This window comes from Pseudomonas sp. R3-18-08 (assembly GCF_003852065.1).
Taxonomy (GTDB): domain Bacteria; phylum Pseudomonadota; class Gammaproteobacteria; order Pseudomonadales; family Pseudomonadaceae; genus Aquipseudomonas.
In genome coordinates this window covers 2552865-2572735 of sequence record NZ_CP027729.1, presented here as the reverse complement: position 1 = coordinate 2572735, position 19871 = coordinate 2552865, and the positions used below count along the sequence as shown (strand labels likewise).

The 19871-nt window shown below is 64.4% G+C and carries 6 protein-coding genes and 1 pseudogene; 2 read left to right on the top strand and 5 right to left on the bottom strand.

The features are described 5' to 3' along the window. Position 1 precedes the first annotated feature (1 nt). Positions 2-14038: a non-ribosomal peptide synthase/polyketide synthase gene (locus tag C4J92_RS11855; RefSeq protein WP_124403957.1), complete on the bottom strand. Its 14037-nt coding sequence runs from the start codon at positions 14036-14038 to the stop codon at positions 2-4. Between the two features lie 209 nt (positions 14039-14247). On the opposite strand from C4J92_RS11855, the gene C4J92_RS11850 reads away from it, so the two are divergent. After that, entirely contained in the window at positions 14248-14499 is a 252-nt protein-coding gene (locus C4J92_RS11850; protein WP_057722035.1) for a type II toxin-antitoxin system HicA family toxin, read from the top strand. Next, positions 14496-14861: a type II toxin-antitoxin system HicB family antitoxin gene (locus tag C4J92_RS11845; protein ID WP_124362545.1), complete on the top strand. Its 366-nt coding sequence runs from the start codon at positions 14496-14498 to the stop codon at positions 14859-14861. Before C4J92_RS11850 ends, C4J92_RS11845 begins: the two co-directional genes overlap by 4 nt. Here C4J92_RS11845 and C4J92_RS11840 read toward each other — a convergent pair. The 4 genes and pseudogenes from C4J92_RS11840 to C4J92_RS11825 form a co-directional block, all read right to left on the bottom strand. Then, a pseudogene (locus C4J92_RS11840) lies at positions 14828-16032 on the bottom strand (MFS transporter). The gene C4J92_RS11845 and the pseudogene C4J92_RS11840 overlap by 34 nt on opposite strands. Positions 16033-16071: 39 nt before the next feature. Beyond that, positions 16072-17427, bottom strand: coding sequence for an MATE family efflux transporter (locus C4J92_RS11835; protein ID WP_124403956.1), 1356 nt, complete (start codon positions 17425-17427; stop codon positions 16072-16074). A 224-nt stretch (positions 17428-17651) separates the two neighbouring features. Then, a complete protein-coding gene (locus tag C4J92_RS27055; protein WP_177413181.1) occupies positions 17652-18896 on the bottom strand; it encodes a hypothetical protein in 1245 nt (414 codons plus the stop codon). A 115-nt stretch (positions 18897-19011) separates the two neighbouring features. Continuing rightward, positions 19012-19845 carry an IclR family transcriptional regulator gene (locus C4J92_RS11825; protein ID WP_124403955.1) on the bottom strand — a complete coding sequence of 278 codons (834 nt, stop codon included), beginning with the start codon at positions 19843-19845 and terminating at the stop codon, positions 19012-19014. Positions 19846-19871: the final 26 nt, after the last annotated feature.

Genomic DNA, 19871 nt, shown 5'->3' with positions numbered 1-19871 from the left:
TTCAAATCGCCTCTAGTTCGCTCAAAAAGTCACGAAGATCGTCAAAATCTTCCTCGCTGCCGGCGCGGAAGGTGGCTGCGGCCTGCACGTAGGCACGCAGCGATTCGGTCTGGAACAGTTCCATCAGCGGTACGTCCAGGCCCAGCTCGGCCTGGACCCGCGAGGTGATCTGGATCGCCAGCAAGGAATGCCCGCCGACTTCGAAGAAGTTGTCGTTCAGGCCCACTTGCGCAAGGTGCAGCACGTCGGCCCAGATCGCGGCAATGTGCTGCTCCAGTTCGGTCTGCGGCGCCACGTAGCGTTGCTGCATCTGGCTGGCGTCCGGCAACGGCAGGCCCTTGCGGTCGAGCTTGCCGTTGGGGGTCAACGGCATCTGTGCGAGGAATACGAAGTGCGCCGGCACCATGTAGTCCGGCAGGCCGCTTTTCAGGGCGCGGCGCAGGGTGTCGCGGAATTCGGCCTGGTCGGCCAGGCTGGCATCGGCGGGGACGACATACGCCACCAACTGCTTGCCGGTCGGGCCGTCCTGGGCCACCACCACGGTTTCGCCGACGCTGTCCTGTTCACGCAAGCGCGCTTCGATTTCGCCCAGTTCGATACGGAAACCACGGATTTTCACCTGGTGATCGACGCGGCCGAGGTAGTCCACCACGCCATCCGCACGCCCACGGGTCAGGTCGCCGCTGCGGTACACACGGCTGCCGGGCTTGCCGAACGGGTCCGGCACGAAACGTTCGGCGGTCAACGCCGGACGCTCCAGGTAACCCCGGGCCACGCCCTCGCCGCCCAGGTACAGCTCGCCGGCCACGCCGATGGGTTGCAGGTTGAGTTGGGCATCGAGCACGTAGCCGCTGCGGTTGCCGAGCAAGGTGCCGATGGGCGCGTAGACGGCGCCGCACGGGTCGCCTTTGCGCGCCTTCCACAGCAGCGGCGTGACCACGGTTTCGGTGGGGCCGTAGCCGTTGAACAGGTAGGTCGGTTTCAGCGCACGCCAGGCCAGGTCATAGCTGGCCTGCGCCACCGCATCACCGCCGAAGCAGTACACGCGCACCGCCGGTGGGTTGCCGTCGCGCTCGGCATGTTCGGCCAGTTGTTGCAGGTACACCGGTGGGAACACCGCCATGGTCACGTTGTGACGATGCATCTGCGCGTAGGTGTATTCCGGCAACCACAGGCTGTCGTCACGGATCAGCACGCTGGCGCCGTTGATCAGCGGGTGCATCCAGCCTTCATGGGCACCGTCGAAGGCGAACGACATGAAGTGCAGTTCGCAGTCGGCCGGGCTGGTTTCATAGCGCTCGCCGGTGGCGATGATGTGCGCTACCAACGGCCCGTGGGGCACCGCCACGCCCTTGGGCATGCCGGTGGAACCGGAGGTGTAGATCACGTAGGCGAGGTTGTCGCCGTGTAGAACCACGTTCGGCGCGTCGTCGCTGAAGTGCGCCCATTGCTCGGTGGAGTCAATCGCCAAGGTCTCCAGCCCTGCCGGAATCGGCAATTGCGCCAATGCCTGGGTATGGCTGAGCAGCAGTTGCGCCCGGCTGTCCTGCATCATGTACAGCAGGCGATCACGCGGGTACTCGATGTCCAGCGGCACGTACACGCCACCGGCTTTGAGCACGGCGAGGAAGGCCACCATGATCTCGGCGCTGCGCGGCATGGCGATGGCCACCCGCACTTCCGGGCCGACGCCACGGGCGATCAACGCGTGGGCCAGGCGGTTGGCCTGGGCGTCGAGCTCAGCGTAACTCAGGGTTTGCGCATCGAACTTCACCGCCACTGCATCCGGGGTCTGCCGCGCACGGTCAGCGACCAGCTCATGCACCAGGCGCTGGGCCGAGTAGCCGGATTCGGTACGGTCCCACAGGTGCAGGATGTGTTGCTGCTCGGCGGCGTCCAGCAGGTGCAACTGGCCAATGGATTGATGTGGATCAGCAACCATTGCCTGTAGCAGGTTCTGCCAATGCGCCGCCATGCGCGCGATGGTGGCGGGCGCAAACAGGTCGGTGGCGTAGCTCAGAGAGGCATGCAGCGCCGTCGGGCTTTCTTCGACGTCCAGCGCCAGGTCGAACTGGGCCACGCCTTCATCCCAACTCAGCACTTCGATGTGCAGGTCGGTCAGCTGCTGCAACTGGCTTGCGGCGGACGTCACGCGGTGGTTGAACAGCACCTGGAACAAGGGGCTCAGGCTCAGGCTGCGCTCCGGCTGCAACGCCTGCACCAGTTGTTCGAACGGCAGGTCCTGATGGGCCTGGGCGTCCAGGGAGCGCTGGCGCACCTGGCGCAGCAACTGCTCGACGCTCATCTGCCCGTGCAGCTCGGCCCTGAGCACTTGGGTGTTGACGAAGAACCCGATCAAACCCTCGGTTTCCAGGCGGTTACGGTTGGCCACCGGGACGCCGACGCGCACGTCTTCCTGGCCGCTGTAGCGGTGCAACAGCGCCTGATAGGACGCCAGCAGCACCATCGGCAGCGTGACGCCGACGTTGTGCGCCAACGCTCGCAAGCCTTCCAGCAGCCCTGGCGCCAACTCGATGCCCAGGCGTGCGCCGCGATGGCTTGGCAGCGCCGGGCGCGGGTAGTCGAACGGCAGCTCCAGCACCGGCTGTTCGCCGCCCAGTTGCTCACGCCAGTAAGCCAATTGACGCGCCTGCTCGCCGGCCTCCATCCACTGGCGTTGCCACACGGCATAGTCGGCGTACTGGATCGGCAATGCCGGCAGGTCCGGCGTTTGCCCCTGGCTGAACGCGGCGTACATCTGCACCAGTTCCTCGACCATCAGTTGCATCGACCAACCATCGGAGACGATGTGGTGCTGCACCAGCACCAGCACATGGTCGTCCTCAGCCAGGCGCAGCAACTTGACCCGCAACAGCGGCCCGCGCAGTAAATCGAAGGGGCGTGCGACCTCGGCCGCCACAGCGGCCTTGAGGTCGGCATAGTCGCAGGCGCCCCGGTCGATATCGATCAGGCCCAGCGCTTCGATGACTTGCACCGCGCCCATGGCCTCCTGGCGCAGATGGGTGCGCAGGCTTTCATGGCGCGCCAGCAAGGTGTCGAAGCTGCGTTGCAGCGCGGCCTGGTCCAGCGGGCCATGCAAGCGCAAGGCACTGGGGATGTGGTAGGCCGTGCTGTGCGGGTCCAGTTGCCACAGGAACCATTGGCGCTCCTGGGCGTAAGACAACGGCAAGGGTTGCGTGCGGTCGGCCTTCTGCAGCGCCGGCGCGGTGACGCCCTCCTCGCCCAGTGCGCGCACAAAGTCACCCAGCAGGGGTTGTTCGAACAGGGTCTTGAGCGCGACTTCCAGGGCCAAGGCCTGACGCACCCGCGACACCACCCGCGTGGCCAACAAGGAATGCCCGCCCAGTTCGAAGAAGTGATCGTCGAGACCGACCTGCGGCACGTTCAGCACCTCGGCCCAGATCGCCGCGACCTGTTGTTCGCGCGGGGTGATGGGGGCCAGATGGCCTTTACTCAGTTGGCTGGCATCCACCTTGGGCAAGGCCTTGCGGTCGAGCTTGCCGTTGGGGGTCAACGGCAGACGGTCGAGGAACAGCAGGTGCGCCGGCACCATGTAGTCCGGCAGGCGCTCGCGCAACGCGGCTTTGTAGGCCTGTTGTTCGTCCGGTGCGGAGCTCACCAGGTAGGCGATCAAGCGGTCGTTGTCGGCCAGCACCACGGCTTCACGCACGCCTGGGTAGTCACGCAGGCAGGCTTCGATCTCACCCAGCTCGATACGGAAACCACGCACCTTGACCTGGTGATCGACCCGGCCGAGGTACTCGACCACGCCGTCTGCGCAGTAACGCGCCAGGTCGCCGGTGCGGTACAGGCGTGCGCCGGGCGCCCCGAACGGGTCCGGCACAAAACGCTCGGCGGTGAGCGCAGGCTGTGCGTGATAACCCCGCGCCAGGCCGACCCCGCCGATCAGCAGCTCACCGGCCGCGCCTTGCGGGCATGGGGTGAGCCCGGCATTGAGGATGAACAGCGAGGTGTTGGCGATAGGCCGCCCGACCAAAGGCTGCGCTTCATGCAGCCGATGGGCCGCCGACCAGATGGTGGTTTCCGTCGGCCCATAGAGGTTCCACACCGGGCCTTGCAGAGCGAGCAGGCGCTGGGCCAGGTCAGCCGGCAACGCTTCGCCGCCGCACAGGCACTGGACGCCGCGCAACAGCTGCGCGCGCGGGCTGTCGAGCAGCATGCGCCAGGTCGACGGCGTCGCCTGCAGCACCGTGGCCGCCTGGCTGTGGGCCAAGTCGAGGATGGCTTCCGGGTCCAGCGCCATGGCCTGCTCGCTCAGCAGCACCGTCGCGCCGACACTCAGCGGCACGTAGAGCTCCAGGGCGAAGATGTCGAACGAGAACGTGGTCAACGACAACAGGCGTGCATCAGCGCCGATGGACAAACTGTCGGCCATGGCGCAGGTAAAACTGCACAGCGCCTGGTGCCGCACCATCACACCTTTGGGCTTGCCGGTGGAGCCGGACGTATAGATCACGTAGGCCAGGTGCTCCGGTGTGAGCGCAACCTCGGGGTTGTGTTCTGCACCCGTTTCATCCTCGACCAACAGCACCTGCAGGCCCTCGGGATGCGCCAGCTGGCCGTGCAACCGCGCCTGGGTCAGCAGCACCCGGGCGCCGCTGTCGTCGAGCATGAATGCCAGGCGCTCGGCCGGGAACTGCGGGTCGAGCGGCACGTAGGCAGCGCCGGCCTTGAGGGTGGCCAACAGGCTGACCGCCATGTCCAGGGAGCGCTCCACATGCACCGCCACCAGCACGTCAGGGCCGACGCCTGCCGCAATCAAGCGATGCGCCAGGCGATTGGCCCGACGGTTGAGTTCGGCGTAGCTCAGGCGGTCGCCATTGAAGCGCAGTGCGACGGCCTCCGGCTGGGCAAGGGCTTGGGCCTCGAACAACTGGTGCACGCACTGCTCGCGTGGATAGTCGAATGAGGTGTGGTTCCAGCCTTCAACCATCTGCTGCCATTGCGGTGCGCTGAGCATTGCCAGGTCATCGAGCGCCTGGGACGCATCGCTCACCACTGCGTGCAACAGGTTGTGCCAATGCCCGGCCAGGCGTTCCAGGGTTGCCGCTTCGAACAGGTCGGTGGCGTACGTCAGCGACGCCCAGAGGCCATCGGCGGATTCTTCGGTCTCCAGGCTCAAATCGAACTGGGTGGTATGCCCGGCCCAGTCCAGCGCCTGCAATGCCAGGCCCGGCAAGTGCACAGGGCCGGCGCGCAGGCTGTCCTGATGGTTGAACATCACCTGGAACAGCGGGTTGTGGCTGAGACTGCGCTCAGGCTGCAAGGCTTCCACCAGTTGTTCGAACGGCAGGTCCTGATGCGCCTGGGCCTCGAGGGCGCGGCGCTTGACCTGGGCCAATAACTGTTCGAAAGGCATTTGCCCATGCAACTGCGCCTGCAGTACCTGGGTGTTGACGAAGAAACCGACCAGTCGCTCGGTTTCCAGGCGCGTGCGGTTAGCGATCGGCACGCCGACGCGGATTTCGGACTGGCCGCTGTAGCGATGCAGCAATGTCTGGAACGAGGCCAGCAGGAGCATGAACAAGGTCACGTCCTGACGCTGGGCCAACGCCATGAGCTCGGCCACCAGCGCGCGATCCAGATGGATCTGCCGGCGTGCGCCCCGATGGCTTTGCACCGCCGGACGCGGGTGGTCCAGGGGCAGCGCCAGCACCGGATGTTCACTGCCCAGGCGCGCGCACCAGTAATCGAGCTGGCGCTGTTTCTCCCCGGCGGCCATCCAGTCACGTTGCCACTGGGCATAGTCGGCGTACTGGATCGGCAACGCCGGCAAGGCGTCGTCACCCTGATAGAGCGCTACCAGCTCATCGACCATCACTTGCATCGACCAACCGTCGGAGATGATGTGGTGCTGGGTGATCACCAGCACATGATGCTCTGGCGCGACGTCGAGCAATTTAACCCGCATCAGCGGGCCGATGCGCAGGTCGAACGGGCGCTGGATTTCCTCGGCCACCGCCTGTTCGATCGCCGCCACATCGACGCGCTGCTGCTCGATGGTCACCGCCAGGTGCGGATGGATGACTTGCAAAGTGTGCTCGCCTTGCTCCACAAAGGTGGTGCGCAGCGGCTCATGGCGCTGTACCAGGGCTTGGAGCGCCTGCTCCAGTGCGGCGCGGTTGAGTTGGCCGCGCAGGTGCAGGGCGGCAGGCACGTGATAGGCCGCGCTGGCCGGGTCCAGTTGCCAGAGGAACCATTGGCGTTCCTGGGCGAAGGACAGCGCCAGCGGACGGCCGCGCTCCAGCGCCAGCAACGACTGCGCCGTGCTCACCTGCAGCGCCGCGCAAGCGTCGGCAAATGCGCGCAGGGTCGGCTGTTCGAACAGCGCGCGCAGCGGCACTTCGAGCTTGAGCGCATGCCGCACCCGAGAGATCACCTGGGTGGCCAGCAGCGAATGACCGCCGCGTTCAAAGAAGTGATCGTCCAGGCCGACGCGCTCAACCTGCAACACCGCTTGCCAGATCGCCGCGAGCTGGATTTGCAGCGGGCTGTGGGGCGCCACGTAGGCCGGGGCGTGCAGGTTCAGGTCCGGCGCCGGCAGTGCGCGGCGGTCGAGCTTGCCGTTGCTGTTCAAGGGCAACGCCTCGAGCACCACCCACTGCCCAGGCACCATGTAGTCCGGCAGCGACTGGCGCAAACGGCCCGCCAGTGCCTGTGTCTCCAGCACATGGCCCTCGGCGGCTACCACGTAGGCGACCAATTGCGTGCCCGTGGCGCTCGGCAGCGCATGTACCGCCGCTTCACGCACCTGCGGCAAGGCTTGCAGGCTGGCTTCGATTTCGCCCATTTCGATACGCAAGCCGCGAATCTTCACCTGATGGTCGATACGCCCGACGTACTCCAGCGCACCCGCCTCGTTGTAACGGGCCAGGTCGCCGCTGCGGTAGAGCCGCGCACCGGGGATGGCGGCAAACGGGTCGGGCAGGAAGCGCTCGGCGGTCAGCGCCGGGCGGTCGAAATAGCCTTGGGCCAGGCCGGCCTCGGCACCAATGCACAACTCGCCCACGCTATCGGTCGCCTGCAGTTCGAAAGCGCTGTCGAGCACGTAGAGCGAGCGCCCGGCAATCGCGCGCCCAATCGGCACGCCGAACGAGTCGCTGGCATCAGCCAACCGGCAATCGTGCACGCTGGACACCACCGTCGCCTCGGTCGGCCCGTACGTGTTGACCAGCCGCACATCGCCCAACCCGGCGGCATGCCAGGCGCGCAGGCCTTCCACGGACATGGCCTCACCGCCCACATGCACCTGGCGCAGCTTGCCCAGGGGGCGGCGGTGCACGGCGCATTCCTTGGCCAGCAAGTACCAGTAGGCGGCGGGCAAGTCGGCCAGGGTCACGCCCTGTTCAACGATTTCTCGCGCCAGTTGCCCGGCGTCCCACAGTTCATCGCCGCGCATGATCAGCGCCGCGCCCACGCACAGCGGCGGGTAGCACTGCTCGACAAAGCCGTCGAAACTGAAAGTGGCGAATTGCAGCACGCGGTCCTGGGCGCTCAGTTGGCTGTACACCACGGCGCTGTCGCAGAACTGGTCGAGGGCGGCATGGTCGATGGCCACGCCTTTGGGCTGGCCGGTGGAGCCGGAGGTGTAGATCACATAGGCCAGGTCCGCCGCCATCGCGTGGTTGGGCGGATTGGTCGCAGGGTAGCTGGCCAATTCATCACCGCCGGCGCTGAAGTCGAGGCGGGTCAGCCCTGCCGGCAATGGCAAATCGGCCAGCAGGCCGGTTTCGCTGAGCAGCAGGTCGAGGCGGCTGTCCGCCAGCATATAGGCCAGGCGCTCGGCGGGGTATTTCGGGTCCAGCGGCACATAGGCCGCGCCGCTCTTGAGCACCGCCAGCAGGCTGACGATCAACTGCGGGCCACGACGGGACGCCAGGCCCACGCGCTGACCGGGGCCGACGCCGCATTCCAGCAGGCGATGGGCCAGGCGGTTGGCGCGGGCGTTGAGTTGGGCATAGCTGAGGCGTTCGCTGCCAGCCTGCACCGCCAGTGCATCCGGCGTGGCCTGGGCCTGGGCAGCGATGCGTTCATGGGCGCGTTGATGAGGCTGGACGGCTGCGGGCAATTGGCTGAGGGCAAGCACATCACGCTGGGCGCTGGCGTCGAGCAGACGCAGGTTGCCCAGGGGGCTTTGCGCGTCTGCGAGAAATTGCGCGAGCAGATACTGCAGGTTGTCGCTCAGGCGGCTGACCTGGGCTTGGCTGAAGTGCGCCCGGTCGTAGCTGAATTCCAGGCGCAGGCTGGTACCCAGCTCGATGCCGAGGGTCAGCGGGTAATGCGTGCGCTCATGGTTATGCAATGGCCCGAAGCTCAGCCCGGCCGGCGCCCCCTGCTTCAGGGCTTCGGCCACCGGGAAGTTTTCGAACACCAGCAAGGTGTCGAACAGCGCGGCGCCTGGCTGGCCAGCCCAGCCTTGGATGTCATAGAGCGGCACATGCTCGTGATCGCGCAGGCTGAGGTTCAGCGCTTGCAACTCACCAAGCCAGCTGATGGCCGATTGTGCCGGCGAGGCGGCGCTGATGATTGGTAAGGTGTTGATGAACAGACCCAACTGCTGTTCGATCCCCGGCAACGGCGCGGAACGCCCGGCCACGGTGGCGCCGAACGCCACGCACGCCTGGCCGGTGTAGCGTTGCAGCAGCAGGCTCCAGGCCCCTTGCAGCACGGTGTTGAGAGTGACTTTGTGTTGGCGGGCGAACTCACTGAGGGTGTGGGTGAAGTCACGGCCCAGCACAACCTGATGGTCGGCAGTGCCTGCCCGCGCAACCGGCGCACGCAGCGCTTGGGCCAGCAGAGTCGGCGCCTGCAGCGGCGCCAGCTGGGCTTTCCAGAACGCTTCGCCGTTGCCTTGCCGTTGCAGCCAGCCCAGGTAATCGCGAAATTGCCCGAGCGGTGCGGGCACCGTCTGGCCGGCGTAATGGGCGAGCACCTCGCCGAGCAACTGGGCGTTGCTCCAGCCATCCATGAGAATGTGGTGGCTGGTGAAAATCAGGTGCCAGGTCGGCCCCGCGCCGCGCACCAGCATCAGGCGAAACAGCGGCGCGGTATCGAGTGCGAAACCGCGTTCACGCTCGGCCTGAGCCAAGGCTTCGCAATCGGCACTCGGGTCTTCAATCACCTGCAGCTGCAGGTCGACCTGGCGCCGGATCACTTGATGGGCGCTGTCCAGGCCCTGCCAATGGAAGCTGCTGCGCAGGATGTCGTGACGGTCCAGCGCGGCCTGCCAGGCGCGCCCGAACGCCAGCAGATCGAGGCCTTCGATGTCGACGCGCAACTGGTTGATATAGGCCTGGGCTTCCGGCGCCAGCAGGGTGTGGAACAGCATGCCCTGCTGCATCGGCGACAGCGGGTACAGGTCGGCGATGGCCGGCCCGGCCACCGGCAATCCATCCAGCTGCGCCTGAGTGACCTGTGCCAGGGGGAAATCCGATGGCGTGACCTGCCCGGCCGGTGTGGCACAGCAATGGGCGATCACGGCCTTGAGCTCACAGGCGAAGTCGTCCGCCAAGCGCTGGATGGTCGCAGCCTCGAACATCTCGCGACTGAAGCCCCACTGCAGCGCCAATTCACCGCCATACACCTGCCCTTCCACCGTCAGCCAGTTGGCCAGCGGTGCCTCGGGGTCCTGGGCTTGGCCGCTGCCCTCGGCGGCCGGTACAAACAGTGCCGAGTCATCGAACTGGCGATCGAACTGACCTAGATAGTTGAAGGTGATGCGCGGCACGGCCAGGCCGGCCAGGGTTTCGCGGGCTCCGGGCGCGCCGAGGTAGCGCAGCAGGCCATAGCCCAGGCCCTTGTCGGGGACTGCACGCAGTTGTTCCTTGACCGCCTTGATCGCGCCGGCCAACTCGCCGTCCGCTTGCAGGCGCAGCGGAAACAGGCTGGTGAACCAGCCGACGGTGCGCGTCAGGTCGATGCCGTCGAACAGGTCTTCGCGGCCATGCCCTTCCAGCTGGATCAGCGCGGCGGGCTGAGCGCTCCAACGGCTGACCACGCGTGCCAGGGCGGTGAGCAACAGGTCATTGACCTGGGTGCGATAGGCCGCCGGCGCCTCCTGCAGCAACTGGCGCGTGTGCTCGGCGTCGAGGCGCGTTTCCAGCTTGGCGCCCAGGCGATGCTGCAGGCCGCCTTCAGGGTGATCACAGGGCAACTCGGCCTCGGCGGTTTGCGCCTGCCAGTACGGAAGTTGATGCTTGAGAGCGTGCGCGTGCTCTTGCAGCCGGTGCGCCCAGTGCTGATAGGCGCTGGTCTTTGCCGGCAACCGCTGCTCGCGATACGCCTGTTGCAAGTCTTCGAGCAGGATGCGCCAGGACACGCCATCCACCACCAGGTGGTGCACCACCAGCAGCAACCGCTGGGTGCCGTCGGCCATCTCGACCAGGGCGGCGCGCAGCAACGGGCCGTGCTCCAGGTCAAGGCTGCGCTGGGCCTTGTCACACAGCGCGGCCAATTCGGCGTCGGTGTCGGCCTGGGCCTGCCACAGCAGCGATGCGTCGACCGCAGTGGCGTGGTGCTGTTGCCACCCTTGAGCCTGCGCCACGAAGCGCAGGCGCAGGGCATCGTGATGCCGGACCACTTGCATCACGGCCGCGTCGAGCCGAGCGGGCTGCAGTGGTTCACGCGGGGTCAGCAGCAACGACTGGTTCCAATGGTGACGCGCCGGGATGGCCTGGGCGAAAAAGCCCTGCTGCACCGGCGTGAGAATGACCTCACCGCTGACCGGCCCCTGATCGACTTCGCTCAGTTCGTCGACGCCCGCCACCAGCGCCAGGCTGCGCACACTCTGGTACTGGAACAGGTCGCGCGGACTGAGGCGGATACCGGCCTGGCGGGCCCGGCTGACCACCTGAATGGAGATGATTGAATCGCCGCCCAGCTCGAAAAAGTTGTCGTCCAGGCCGACAGCCTGAATGCCCAGCACGTCGCTCCAGATCGCGGCCAGGGCTTGTTGCACGGTGTTTTCCGGGGCAGCAAAGGCCTGCTGCGCCGTGGCGTCCGGCAGTGGCAGCGCCTTGCGGTCGAGCTTGCCGTTGGCGGTCACCGGCAGCTTGGCAAGCGTGATGAAGTGGCTTGGCACCATGTATTCCGGCAGGCTGCCAAGCAGCCAGGCCTTGAGGTCGGTCGGTGCGTCGCGCTCAAGCACCAGGTAAGCCACCAACTGCTTGCCGCCGTGTACCACTACCACCGCTTCGCGCACCGTTGGGTGCTGCATCAGGCGCGTTTCGATCTCACCCAGTTCGATGCGCAAGCCGCGCAGCTTGACCTGATGGTCGAGGCGGCCAAGGTATTCGATCACCCCATCGCCGCGCTGGCGCACACGGTCACCGGTACGATACAGGCGCTCGCCGGCCACGAACGGGCTTGGCACAAAGCGCTCGGCCGTCAGCGCCGGGCGGCGATGGTAACTGCGCGCCAGGCCGGTGCCGCCGAGGTACAGCTCGCCTGAGACACCAGCCGCAACCGGGTTGAGCTGGGCATCCAGCACGTAGGTGCCGAGGTTGGCGATCGGCCGGCCGATGGGTACGCTGTCCGCGCCTTCGTCGATGCAGGTCCAGTGGGTGACGTCGATTGCTGCTTCGGTCGGGCCGTAAAGGTTGTACAAGGCCGTATTCGCCAGCTTGGCGAACACTTGGCGTTGCGCGTCCAATGGCAAGGCTTCGCCACTGCAGACAATGCGCTTGAGGCTGGCGCAGGCCTCCACGCCGGGCTCATGGATAAACGCCTGCAACATTGACGGCACGAAGTGCACGGTGGTGACGGCGTGCCGGCCGATGGTCTCGATCAGCCGGGCCGGTTCACGGTGTTCGCCCGGCGCGGCAACCACCAGGCGCGCGCCCGTCATCAGCGGCCAGAAAAACTCCCACACGGAAACGTCGAAGCTGAACGGGGTTTTCTGCAGCACCGCGTCACCGCCATCGAGTGCGTAGGCCTGCTGCATCCAGCACAGGCGGTTGACCAGTGCGCGGTGGCTGTTACCGGCGCCCTTGGGTTTACCGGTGGAGCCCGAGGTGTAGATCACGTAGGCCAGGTTCAGCCCATGCAGGCTGACGTTCGGGGCTGCGGTGCTGTAGCCGTCGAGCCAGTTGGCCGGCTGATCCAGGGCAATCACCTGGAGGCCTGCGGTCGGCAGCCGTGCCAGCAGGCTTTGCTGGCTGAGCAGCAGCCTGATGCCGCTGTCGTCGATCATGTACGCCAGGCGCTCCTCGGGGTATTCCGGGTCCAGCGGGACATAGGCGCCGCCCGCCTTGAGGATCGCCAGCAGGCCCACGACCATTTCAATGGAACGCTCGACACAAATGCCCACCAGCACGTCCGGGCCGACGCCTTGCTCGCGCAATGCATGGGCCAACCGGTTGGCGCGTGCGTCCAGCTGGGCGTAGGTCAGGGTCAGCTCATCGAACACCAGCGCTGGCGCGTCAGGCGTGCGTTGCGCCTGGTCTTCAATCAAGTGATGGATCGCGCGTTCGGTCGGGTACGGTGCGACCGTGTGGTTCCAGGTCTTGACCAGCAGCTGTTGCTCGTCGGCGCTGAGCATCGGCAGCTCACCGATGCGCTGTTCAGCGTCCGCCACCATCGCCTGCAACAGGCGGGTCCAATGGCGCGCCATGCGCTGGATGGAAGGCGCGTCGAACAGGTCGTTGGCGTAGGTCAGCGCGGCATGCAAGGTGCCGGATTTTTCATAGGTGTCGAGGGTAAGGTCGAACTGGGTGGTGCGGCCTTGCCATTCCACCAGGGCCAGTTCCAGGCCGGAGGCGGTGCTGACGGAGGCGATATCCGCCACCACCGGTTGATGGTTGTACATCACCTGGAACAGCGGCGTATGGCTGAGGCTACGCTCGACGTTCAAGGCGTCGACCAAGCGTTCGAACGGCAATTCCTGATGGGCCTGGGCGCCCAGGGCGTGCTCCTTGATGCCTTGCAGCAGTTCGGCAATGCGGGTTTGGCCGGTCAGCTCGGTGCGCAGTACCTGGGTGTTGACGAAGAAGCCGATCAAGCCTTCGACTTCAGTGCGGTTGCGGTTGGCGATGGGCACGCCGACACGAATGTCGCCCTGCCCCGTATAACGATGCAACAACACGTTGAAGGCGCCGAGCAGCAGCATGAACAAGGTGACGTTGTGCTTTTGCGCGCACAGGCGCAGTTGGGTGCCCAGCGCCGGGTCGATCTCGAAGGCATGGCGAGTGCCCTGGTAACTTGGCATGGCCGGCCGTGGACGGTCGGTCGGCAGCTCCAGAACCGGATGTTCATCGCCCAGGCGCGCCTGCCAATACGCCAACTGGCGCGCCTGTTCGCCGGCCTCCAGCCAGCGGCGCTGCCACAGGGCGTAGTCACTGTACTGGATCACCAGCGCCGGCAATTGTGGCGCCTCGTTGCGCTCGTGGGCGTCGTAGCAACGGATGAACTCGTCGATCAACACATTCATCGACCAACCGTCGGAGACGATGTGGTGCAAGGTCAGCAGCAGCACGTGCTCGTGTTCGTCGAGCCTGAGCAGCTGCACGCGCAGCAGCGGGCCATGCTCGAGGTCGAACGGCAATAGCGACTGGCGCGTCGCCGCCGCGTTGACCGCCTGCTCACGGTCAACGGGCGCCAGGGTGCTCAAGTCCAGGTTCTCGATGGCCAACGACGGCTCGATTGAAACCTGCGCCAGACGCTCATCCGCTTGACGCTGAAACACCGTGCGCAAGGTTTCGTGACGCGCCACCAGGCTGGCGAACGCTTGTTCCAGGGCGTCGAGGCTGAGCGCGCCTTTCAAGCGTACGGCGCCGGGCAGGTTGTAGGCGCCGCTGGCCGGATCCAACTGCCAGAGAAACCACATGCGTTGCTGTGCGTAGGACAGCGCTTGGCGATCCTCGGCCTCCACTCCCGCCGGAATCGGAAACCGGGAAAAATCCACGCCTTCTTTCTGCAAGGCCTGCAGGAACACTTGGCGTTTTTCCAGGGGCAACCCGATAAACCGGCGAGCAAGTTTCAAGGAGTCTTCAGCATTCATTTGTTGGAGTCCGGAGCAATAGGCAGGAAGCACAAAGGCACGTCGTCCCTATAAAACGAACCGCAGAGGGAAAAATTAGCGAGCAATGGGGGCCTGCGAGCGAGGTGTCATCACGGGTTACATCAATCTCGGGAAAGACGCATCAGACCGAGCTAGCATTGACGTACACCACTTTTTGCAACTACATTTAGTTACACGCAGGGAACGCCGTGTCCAAAAATGAAAAGCTGCTCGCCAAACTGCTCAATGAGCACATGGCATTCACCTGGTCTGAACTCGTAACCCTGTTACGCCGACTGGGCTACACACAGATTGAAGGGGCTGGAAGCCGAGTCAAATTCGACATTGGCGACCCCAGTGCACTGATCACCTTGCACAAGCCTCACCCCGGCAACGAACTGAAACACTACATTCGGCGCCAAATCATCGAACAATTGAAATCAGGAGAACTGATTCAGTGAACAACCAGCTGAAACACAAAGGCTACATCGGCTCCATCGAAGCCAGCCTCGAGGACAACTGCCTGTTCGGCAAAATCCTGTTCATCAAGGCCCTGGTGAGCTACGAAGGCAAAACTGTCGCAGAGTTGGACGCGGCCTTCCAAGAGGCGGTGGACGATTACCTCGCCACCTGCCAGTCGCTCGGGCAAACTCCTGAAAAGCCATGCAAGGGCTCGTTCAACGTACGCGTCGGCCATGACCTGCATCTGGCGGCAGCGTTGGCGGCGAACCGCAAGAAAGTGACGTTGAACGACCTGACACGCCAGGCGCTGGATGAGTTTTTACACCATCATTTCCCGCAGCCTTGCGCGGCGACTGGCTGACTGCCTAACCGCCGATACCCCAGCACCGCCGAACCCAACACGACCATCCCCGCCGCCAGTGCAACCCAGAACCCGCTGGCGGCGCCAGAGTGGTCAATCATCCAGCCGGAGCTGGCGGCGCCGATGGCCACCCCGATGCTCAGGCCGGTGATCAGCCAGGTCATGCCTTCGGTGAGGCGGCTGGGTGGGACGACTTGCTCCACCAGCGCCATGGACACTATCAGGGTCGGAGCGAAGAACAGACCGGAGATAAAGATCGCCACGGCCAGCCCCGGAATGTCGGTCACCAACAGCAAGGGCAACGTGGTCACGGCCGTAGCTACGCCGCAGTACAGAAACTGCCGAGGCAGCGGCGCCTTGAGCTTGAGCATGCCGAAGGCCAAGCCTGCCAGGCAGGAACCGATGGCGTAGACCGACAACACAATACTGGCTGCCGTCGGGTGGCCCGCGTGCTGGGCGAACGCGACGCTGACCACATCCACCACACCGACGATCACACCCATGGCGAGCAACAGGGTCATCAGGATCAGTACCGACGGCGAGGCGATCAACCAGCGCCCGTGGTGGTCATGACGTGCATGCACCGGCGGTTCAGTGGTGCGTTGCAATACGAAGGTGGTCACGCCCACCGCCAGCAATACGGCCGCCACCAAAGGCCCGGCCTCGGGAACAGCACCACACTGAGGCCGACGGAAATGGGCGGGCCGATGATGAAGCACACTTCATCGAGCACCGACTCCAGGGCAAATGCGGTGTGCAGCTTGGGCTGGCCACGGTACAGCTCGGTCCAGCGCGCCCGCACCATCGCCGACATATTGGGCATGCAGCCGGCCAGTGCGGCGAACAGGAACAACGTCCAGCCTGGCGCCTGCAAACGCGTGCACAGCAACACCATCAACAACGCGCCGCCACCGATCGACGCCGCAATGGGCAGCACCCTGCCCTGGCTGTAGCGGTCCACCAGGCGTGACACCTGCGGTGCGCAAAACGCGGTAGCCAACGCGAATACCGCCGCCACCGAACCCGCCAGACCGTAACCGCCATGCACTTGCGAGAGCATGGTGATCAGGCCAATCCCGGTCATGGAGATCGGCATGCGTGCCAGCATGCCCGCCAGCACAAAGGCGCGAGCGCCCGGCACCTGGAACAGCTCGGCGTAAGGGTTAGCCATCGATAAAGCGCCTTCTCTGCTTGGGTGGGCAACCTTTTATCACAGCAGCCGCTTGATCTGCTTATGCCGCCATACCAGGCGGTAATACGCGGTCTGCAGCACCAGCATCGCCAGGTAAGTCACCGGAAACGCCATCCACACGCCTTCGAGGCCAAAATGCGCATTGAACAGGTAGGCCACCGGCAATTCCACGCACAGCACACAGAAAATCGAGATGGCGACCGGTATCAGCACCACACCGCTGGCGCGCATGATCCCGCCGATCACGGCCTGGAAACCGAATACCAGGATGCTCCACAACATGATGTGCAACAGGTGCTCAGCGTTGACGCGCGCGGTGGCGTCGGTGATGAACAGCCCCAGCAACCAATGCGATAGCCCATAGCCGAGCACGATCAGGCCACCGGTAAGGGCGGTGTTGATCAACAGCCCGGTGCGCAGGATCGGCCCGATGCGCTCCAGGCGCCCGGCGCCAATCGCCTGGGCCCCCAGGATCGAGGCGGTGATGGCAATCGACAGCGCCGGAAACTGCACGTAGTTGACGATCTGCGTCACCGCGCCGTACGCCGCCGTCGCCTGGGAACCGTGGCCGTTGACCAGCGCCAGGATGACCAGTTCCGACAACGACAGCACCACCATCTGCAGGCCTGTCGGCAGGCCGATGCGCAGGACCTTGCCGAGGATCACCCGGTCCAGGCGCAAGGCGGCGAGCATGTCGCGATCCGGCGCCATCACCGAGTTTTTGTGGCGCAGCCGCAGGATCAGAAACAGCATCGCCAAGGCATTCCCCGCCAGCCCCGCGTACGCCGCACTCTGGATGCCCATGGGCGGCAGGCCGATCCAGCCGCGAATCAGCGCTGGCGTCAGCAACAAGCCCACCAGGGTCGACACCATCAAGGCCAACAACGGTGATACGGTATCGCTGACACCGCGTAGCAGTTGGGTATAAAGAATGAATACCAGCAACAGCGGCATGATCAGCATCATCACTTGGGCGTAGCCCACCGCATCGTCAAGCACATCGACAGGGGTTCCCAACGCCTGCAACGCGGGGCGGGCCAACAGGCTGCCAAGCAGGGCGGCAACCAGGCCCACCAGCGCGCCGAGGGTCAGCGTGGCGCCGGTGATCACCTTGACCATTCCCGTCTCGCGGGCGCCCCAGGCCTGGCCGATCAACACCGAGGCGCCAGCACCTAGGCCAATCACCAGGGCAATGAAGAAAAACACGATGGGGAACATGCCCGACACCGCCGCCAGTGCGTGGGTACCCAGCATCTGCCCGACATAGATACCGTTGAGCGTGCCGGAAAAGCTTTGCAGAAAGTTGGACAGCACCATCGGTGCCAGAAAAAACAGATAGACCTGCCACAGCGGTCGTTGCTGGATGACTTCCATGATGGTTCGGGGCCCTGGGTCTCGGTGGTGTCGTCAATCGCTTGAGTCTATTGGCGCTGAACCGCGAATGCTACGCCGAGATGACGATCCCACTGCACAAGCCTCTTGAGCACCGACGGCTGCTACCCGAGTCACCGGAAGCAGCCGTTGGCGCTCATTTGATCCTGCCCACCCGCAGCCACGGAGTAATTACCCACAGGTGCGTTGGCTTAAGGCTTGGCTCGCTATGTGAAGGATTCTTTCTCGATCATATGGTCGATGTTAACCATGTCGAAACGTTTGTCTTCAGCGCCTGGCGTACCGTTTTCCCGAACGCCGATATCCAACTCGCGCAATAATCCCGGACGATTGAGCAACTCCAAGGCCACTTCGCGCGCTTGCGGGCTGAACGTTCGGGCGGACGGAATAAGACCGGCTGCCTCTTTCAGCTCATTGGCGTTGACATAATTGTCATCCGCACCGGCGGTAAACTGCCTGAAATTATCTTTCACGGCCTGTAGCAGCCCGGCGTTGCTCATTGTGCGGTACTCACTCGCTGCATCGCCCAGATCCTGCCTGGAAATACTGCCGTCAAGTGTGCCGCTGCGGCCTTGATCAAGGGTCTTGAACAGTTGGCCCCGCTCCAGCAGCTCCTGCGCGATAGCGGCATCCGCCGCGCTGATGGGCCGACCATCCAGAGCGTGTCCCGACGCTGCAGCGCTCAGTGATGCGTCAGTGATCGTCCCCGTTGAGGAGTCTTGCAGGTTGCTGAAATGGGAGAGCACTTTGGCCGATAGGGCTTCGTTACTGTCATTGGCATACGGTCGCTGCCCTGTCGTCATGGGGTTCCACTGCTGACTGACTGGCATCCCCGCATAGGACGGCTGCTGCGCCCCGAACGCTCGTGGTGCAGGTGGCGACGCGTCCCAGCCTTCCATGCCGCGCGGCCCATTGGAGGAAGGCTGTTCGCAGAACGCAGGAGCAAACTGCTGGTTGACTCTCTGTTGCTGCATCGCGCTGGTATAGCGCGCCCCAAACTCCCCTGTTGGCTGTTGCATCGCGCCGTTATAACCCGGTGACCGATAGCCACGTGCGTCTTGCTGAGCTAACTGGTTGATGGCTAGCTCCACATCCTCTTGGTTGATCAGCCCGTCTTCCTGACCGCCGTTCTGAACGCCATCAAAGAGCCGTGGGAGGTCGCCCCGGCCCAATATATCCCTGGCAAGCAACGTCATCTGATCATGGTAACCGCCGTCTACCAATGGACGATTGGCAAAGTCAATAAGCGAGTCTCGCGAAACGAAAGCAGCTCCAGACGAGAAGTATTCAAAATTGCGTAGCAGCGACTCTGCGACTGCCGAATTGGAATAAATGCTGGTCATACTGCTCGGCATGTTCGCAGTAGCATTGCGCCCATAATCGGCAGGGGTATATCCGAAGCTCTGTGCGGGTGGAGGCGAATAGAGCGGCTGGTTGAAGTTAGGATTCATTGCAACACCTCATGTCTTGGACGTAACAACTGCTTAACCAGGCCAGTAAGCCCTCGATTCAGCTACCTCTTGGTGGCAACCGAAAACAGTGCAGTTCCAACGCATCAGAAATGGACTACCCACCAAACGCCTGCGAAGGCCGGCGCAACGTCGGATCAAACGGATTGATCCGTGGCCCGATCGCCGCCGCCTCGCGCTTCAACAATTCCACCACCATCGGCAAACGGCTCGGCCCCAGGCGATCACTGATGGTCGCTACGCTCAACGCCGCCACCGCATGCCCGTCACGGTTGAGAATGGGCACCGCCAGCCCGGCCATGCCTTCGAGCACGCCCGTGTTGCGCGCGGCATACCCCAGGCTGCGCACATTCTCGACCTCCGAACGCAACAGCACCTCGTCGTACACATGGAAATCCTTGAGCCGTGGCAGGTTGTAGCGGATTACCGTTTCGCGCTCTTCCTCAGGCAGGAATGCCAGGATCGCCAGGCTGCCCTGCCCCACGCCTAGCGCCACGCGCCCACCGATATCGCCGGTGAAGGTACGGATCGGGTACGGGCCTTCGCTGCGGTCCAGGCAGATCGCGTCGAAGCCACTGCGGGCCAGCAGGAACAGCGAATCGCCCAGCGACGCACTCAAACGCAACAGGCTTGGCCGTACCAGGTCGCGCAGGTTGCCGGTTTTGCCGGCATTCGCCGCCAGGGCAAAAAACTCCAGGCTCAAACGGTAGCGCTTGCTGCGCGCGTCCTGCTCAACCATGCCTTCGTCCATCAGGCTGCGCAGCAGGCGGTGGGTGGTCGGTTGCGAGAGGCCGACCTGCTGCGCAAGCTGGGTCACGCGTTCACCGCCTTCCGGCACTTCACCCAGGATGCGCAGCAGTGCGAACAGGCGAGAGACGCCACCCGAGCCAACTTCCCTGGCACCTTCATTCCGCTCAGTGGAATCATTCACGCCTTATCTCCAACTAAATTCTGATG

Excerpts from the sequence above, each read along its gene's own strand:
- C4J92_RS27055 (WP_177413181.1), bottom strand. The coding sequence starts at position 18,896 with ATGAATCCTAACTTCAACCAGCCGCTCTATTCGCCTCCACCCGCACAG.
- C4J92_RS11835 (WP_124403956.1), bottom strand. The coding sequence starts at position 17,427 with ATGGAAGTCATCCAGCAACGACCGCTGTGGCAGGTCTATCTGTTTTTT.
- C4J92_RS11855 (WP_124403957.1), bottom strand. The coding sequence starts at position 14,038 with ATGAATGCTGAAGACTCCTTGAAACTTGCTCGCCGGTTTATCGGGTTG.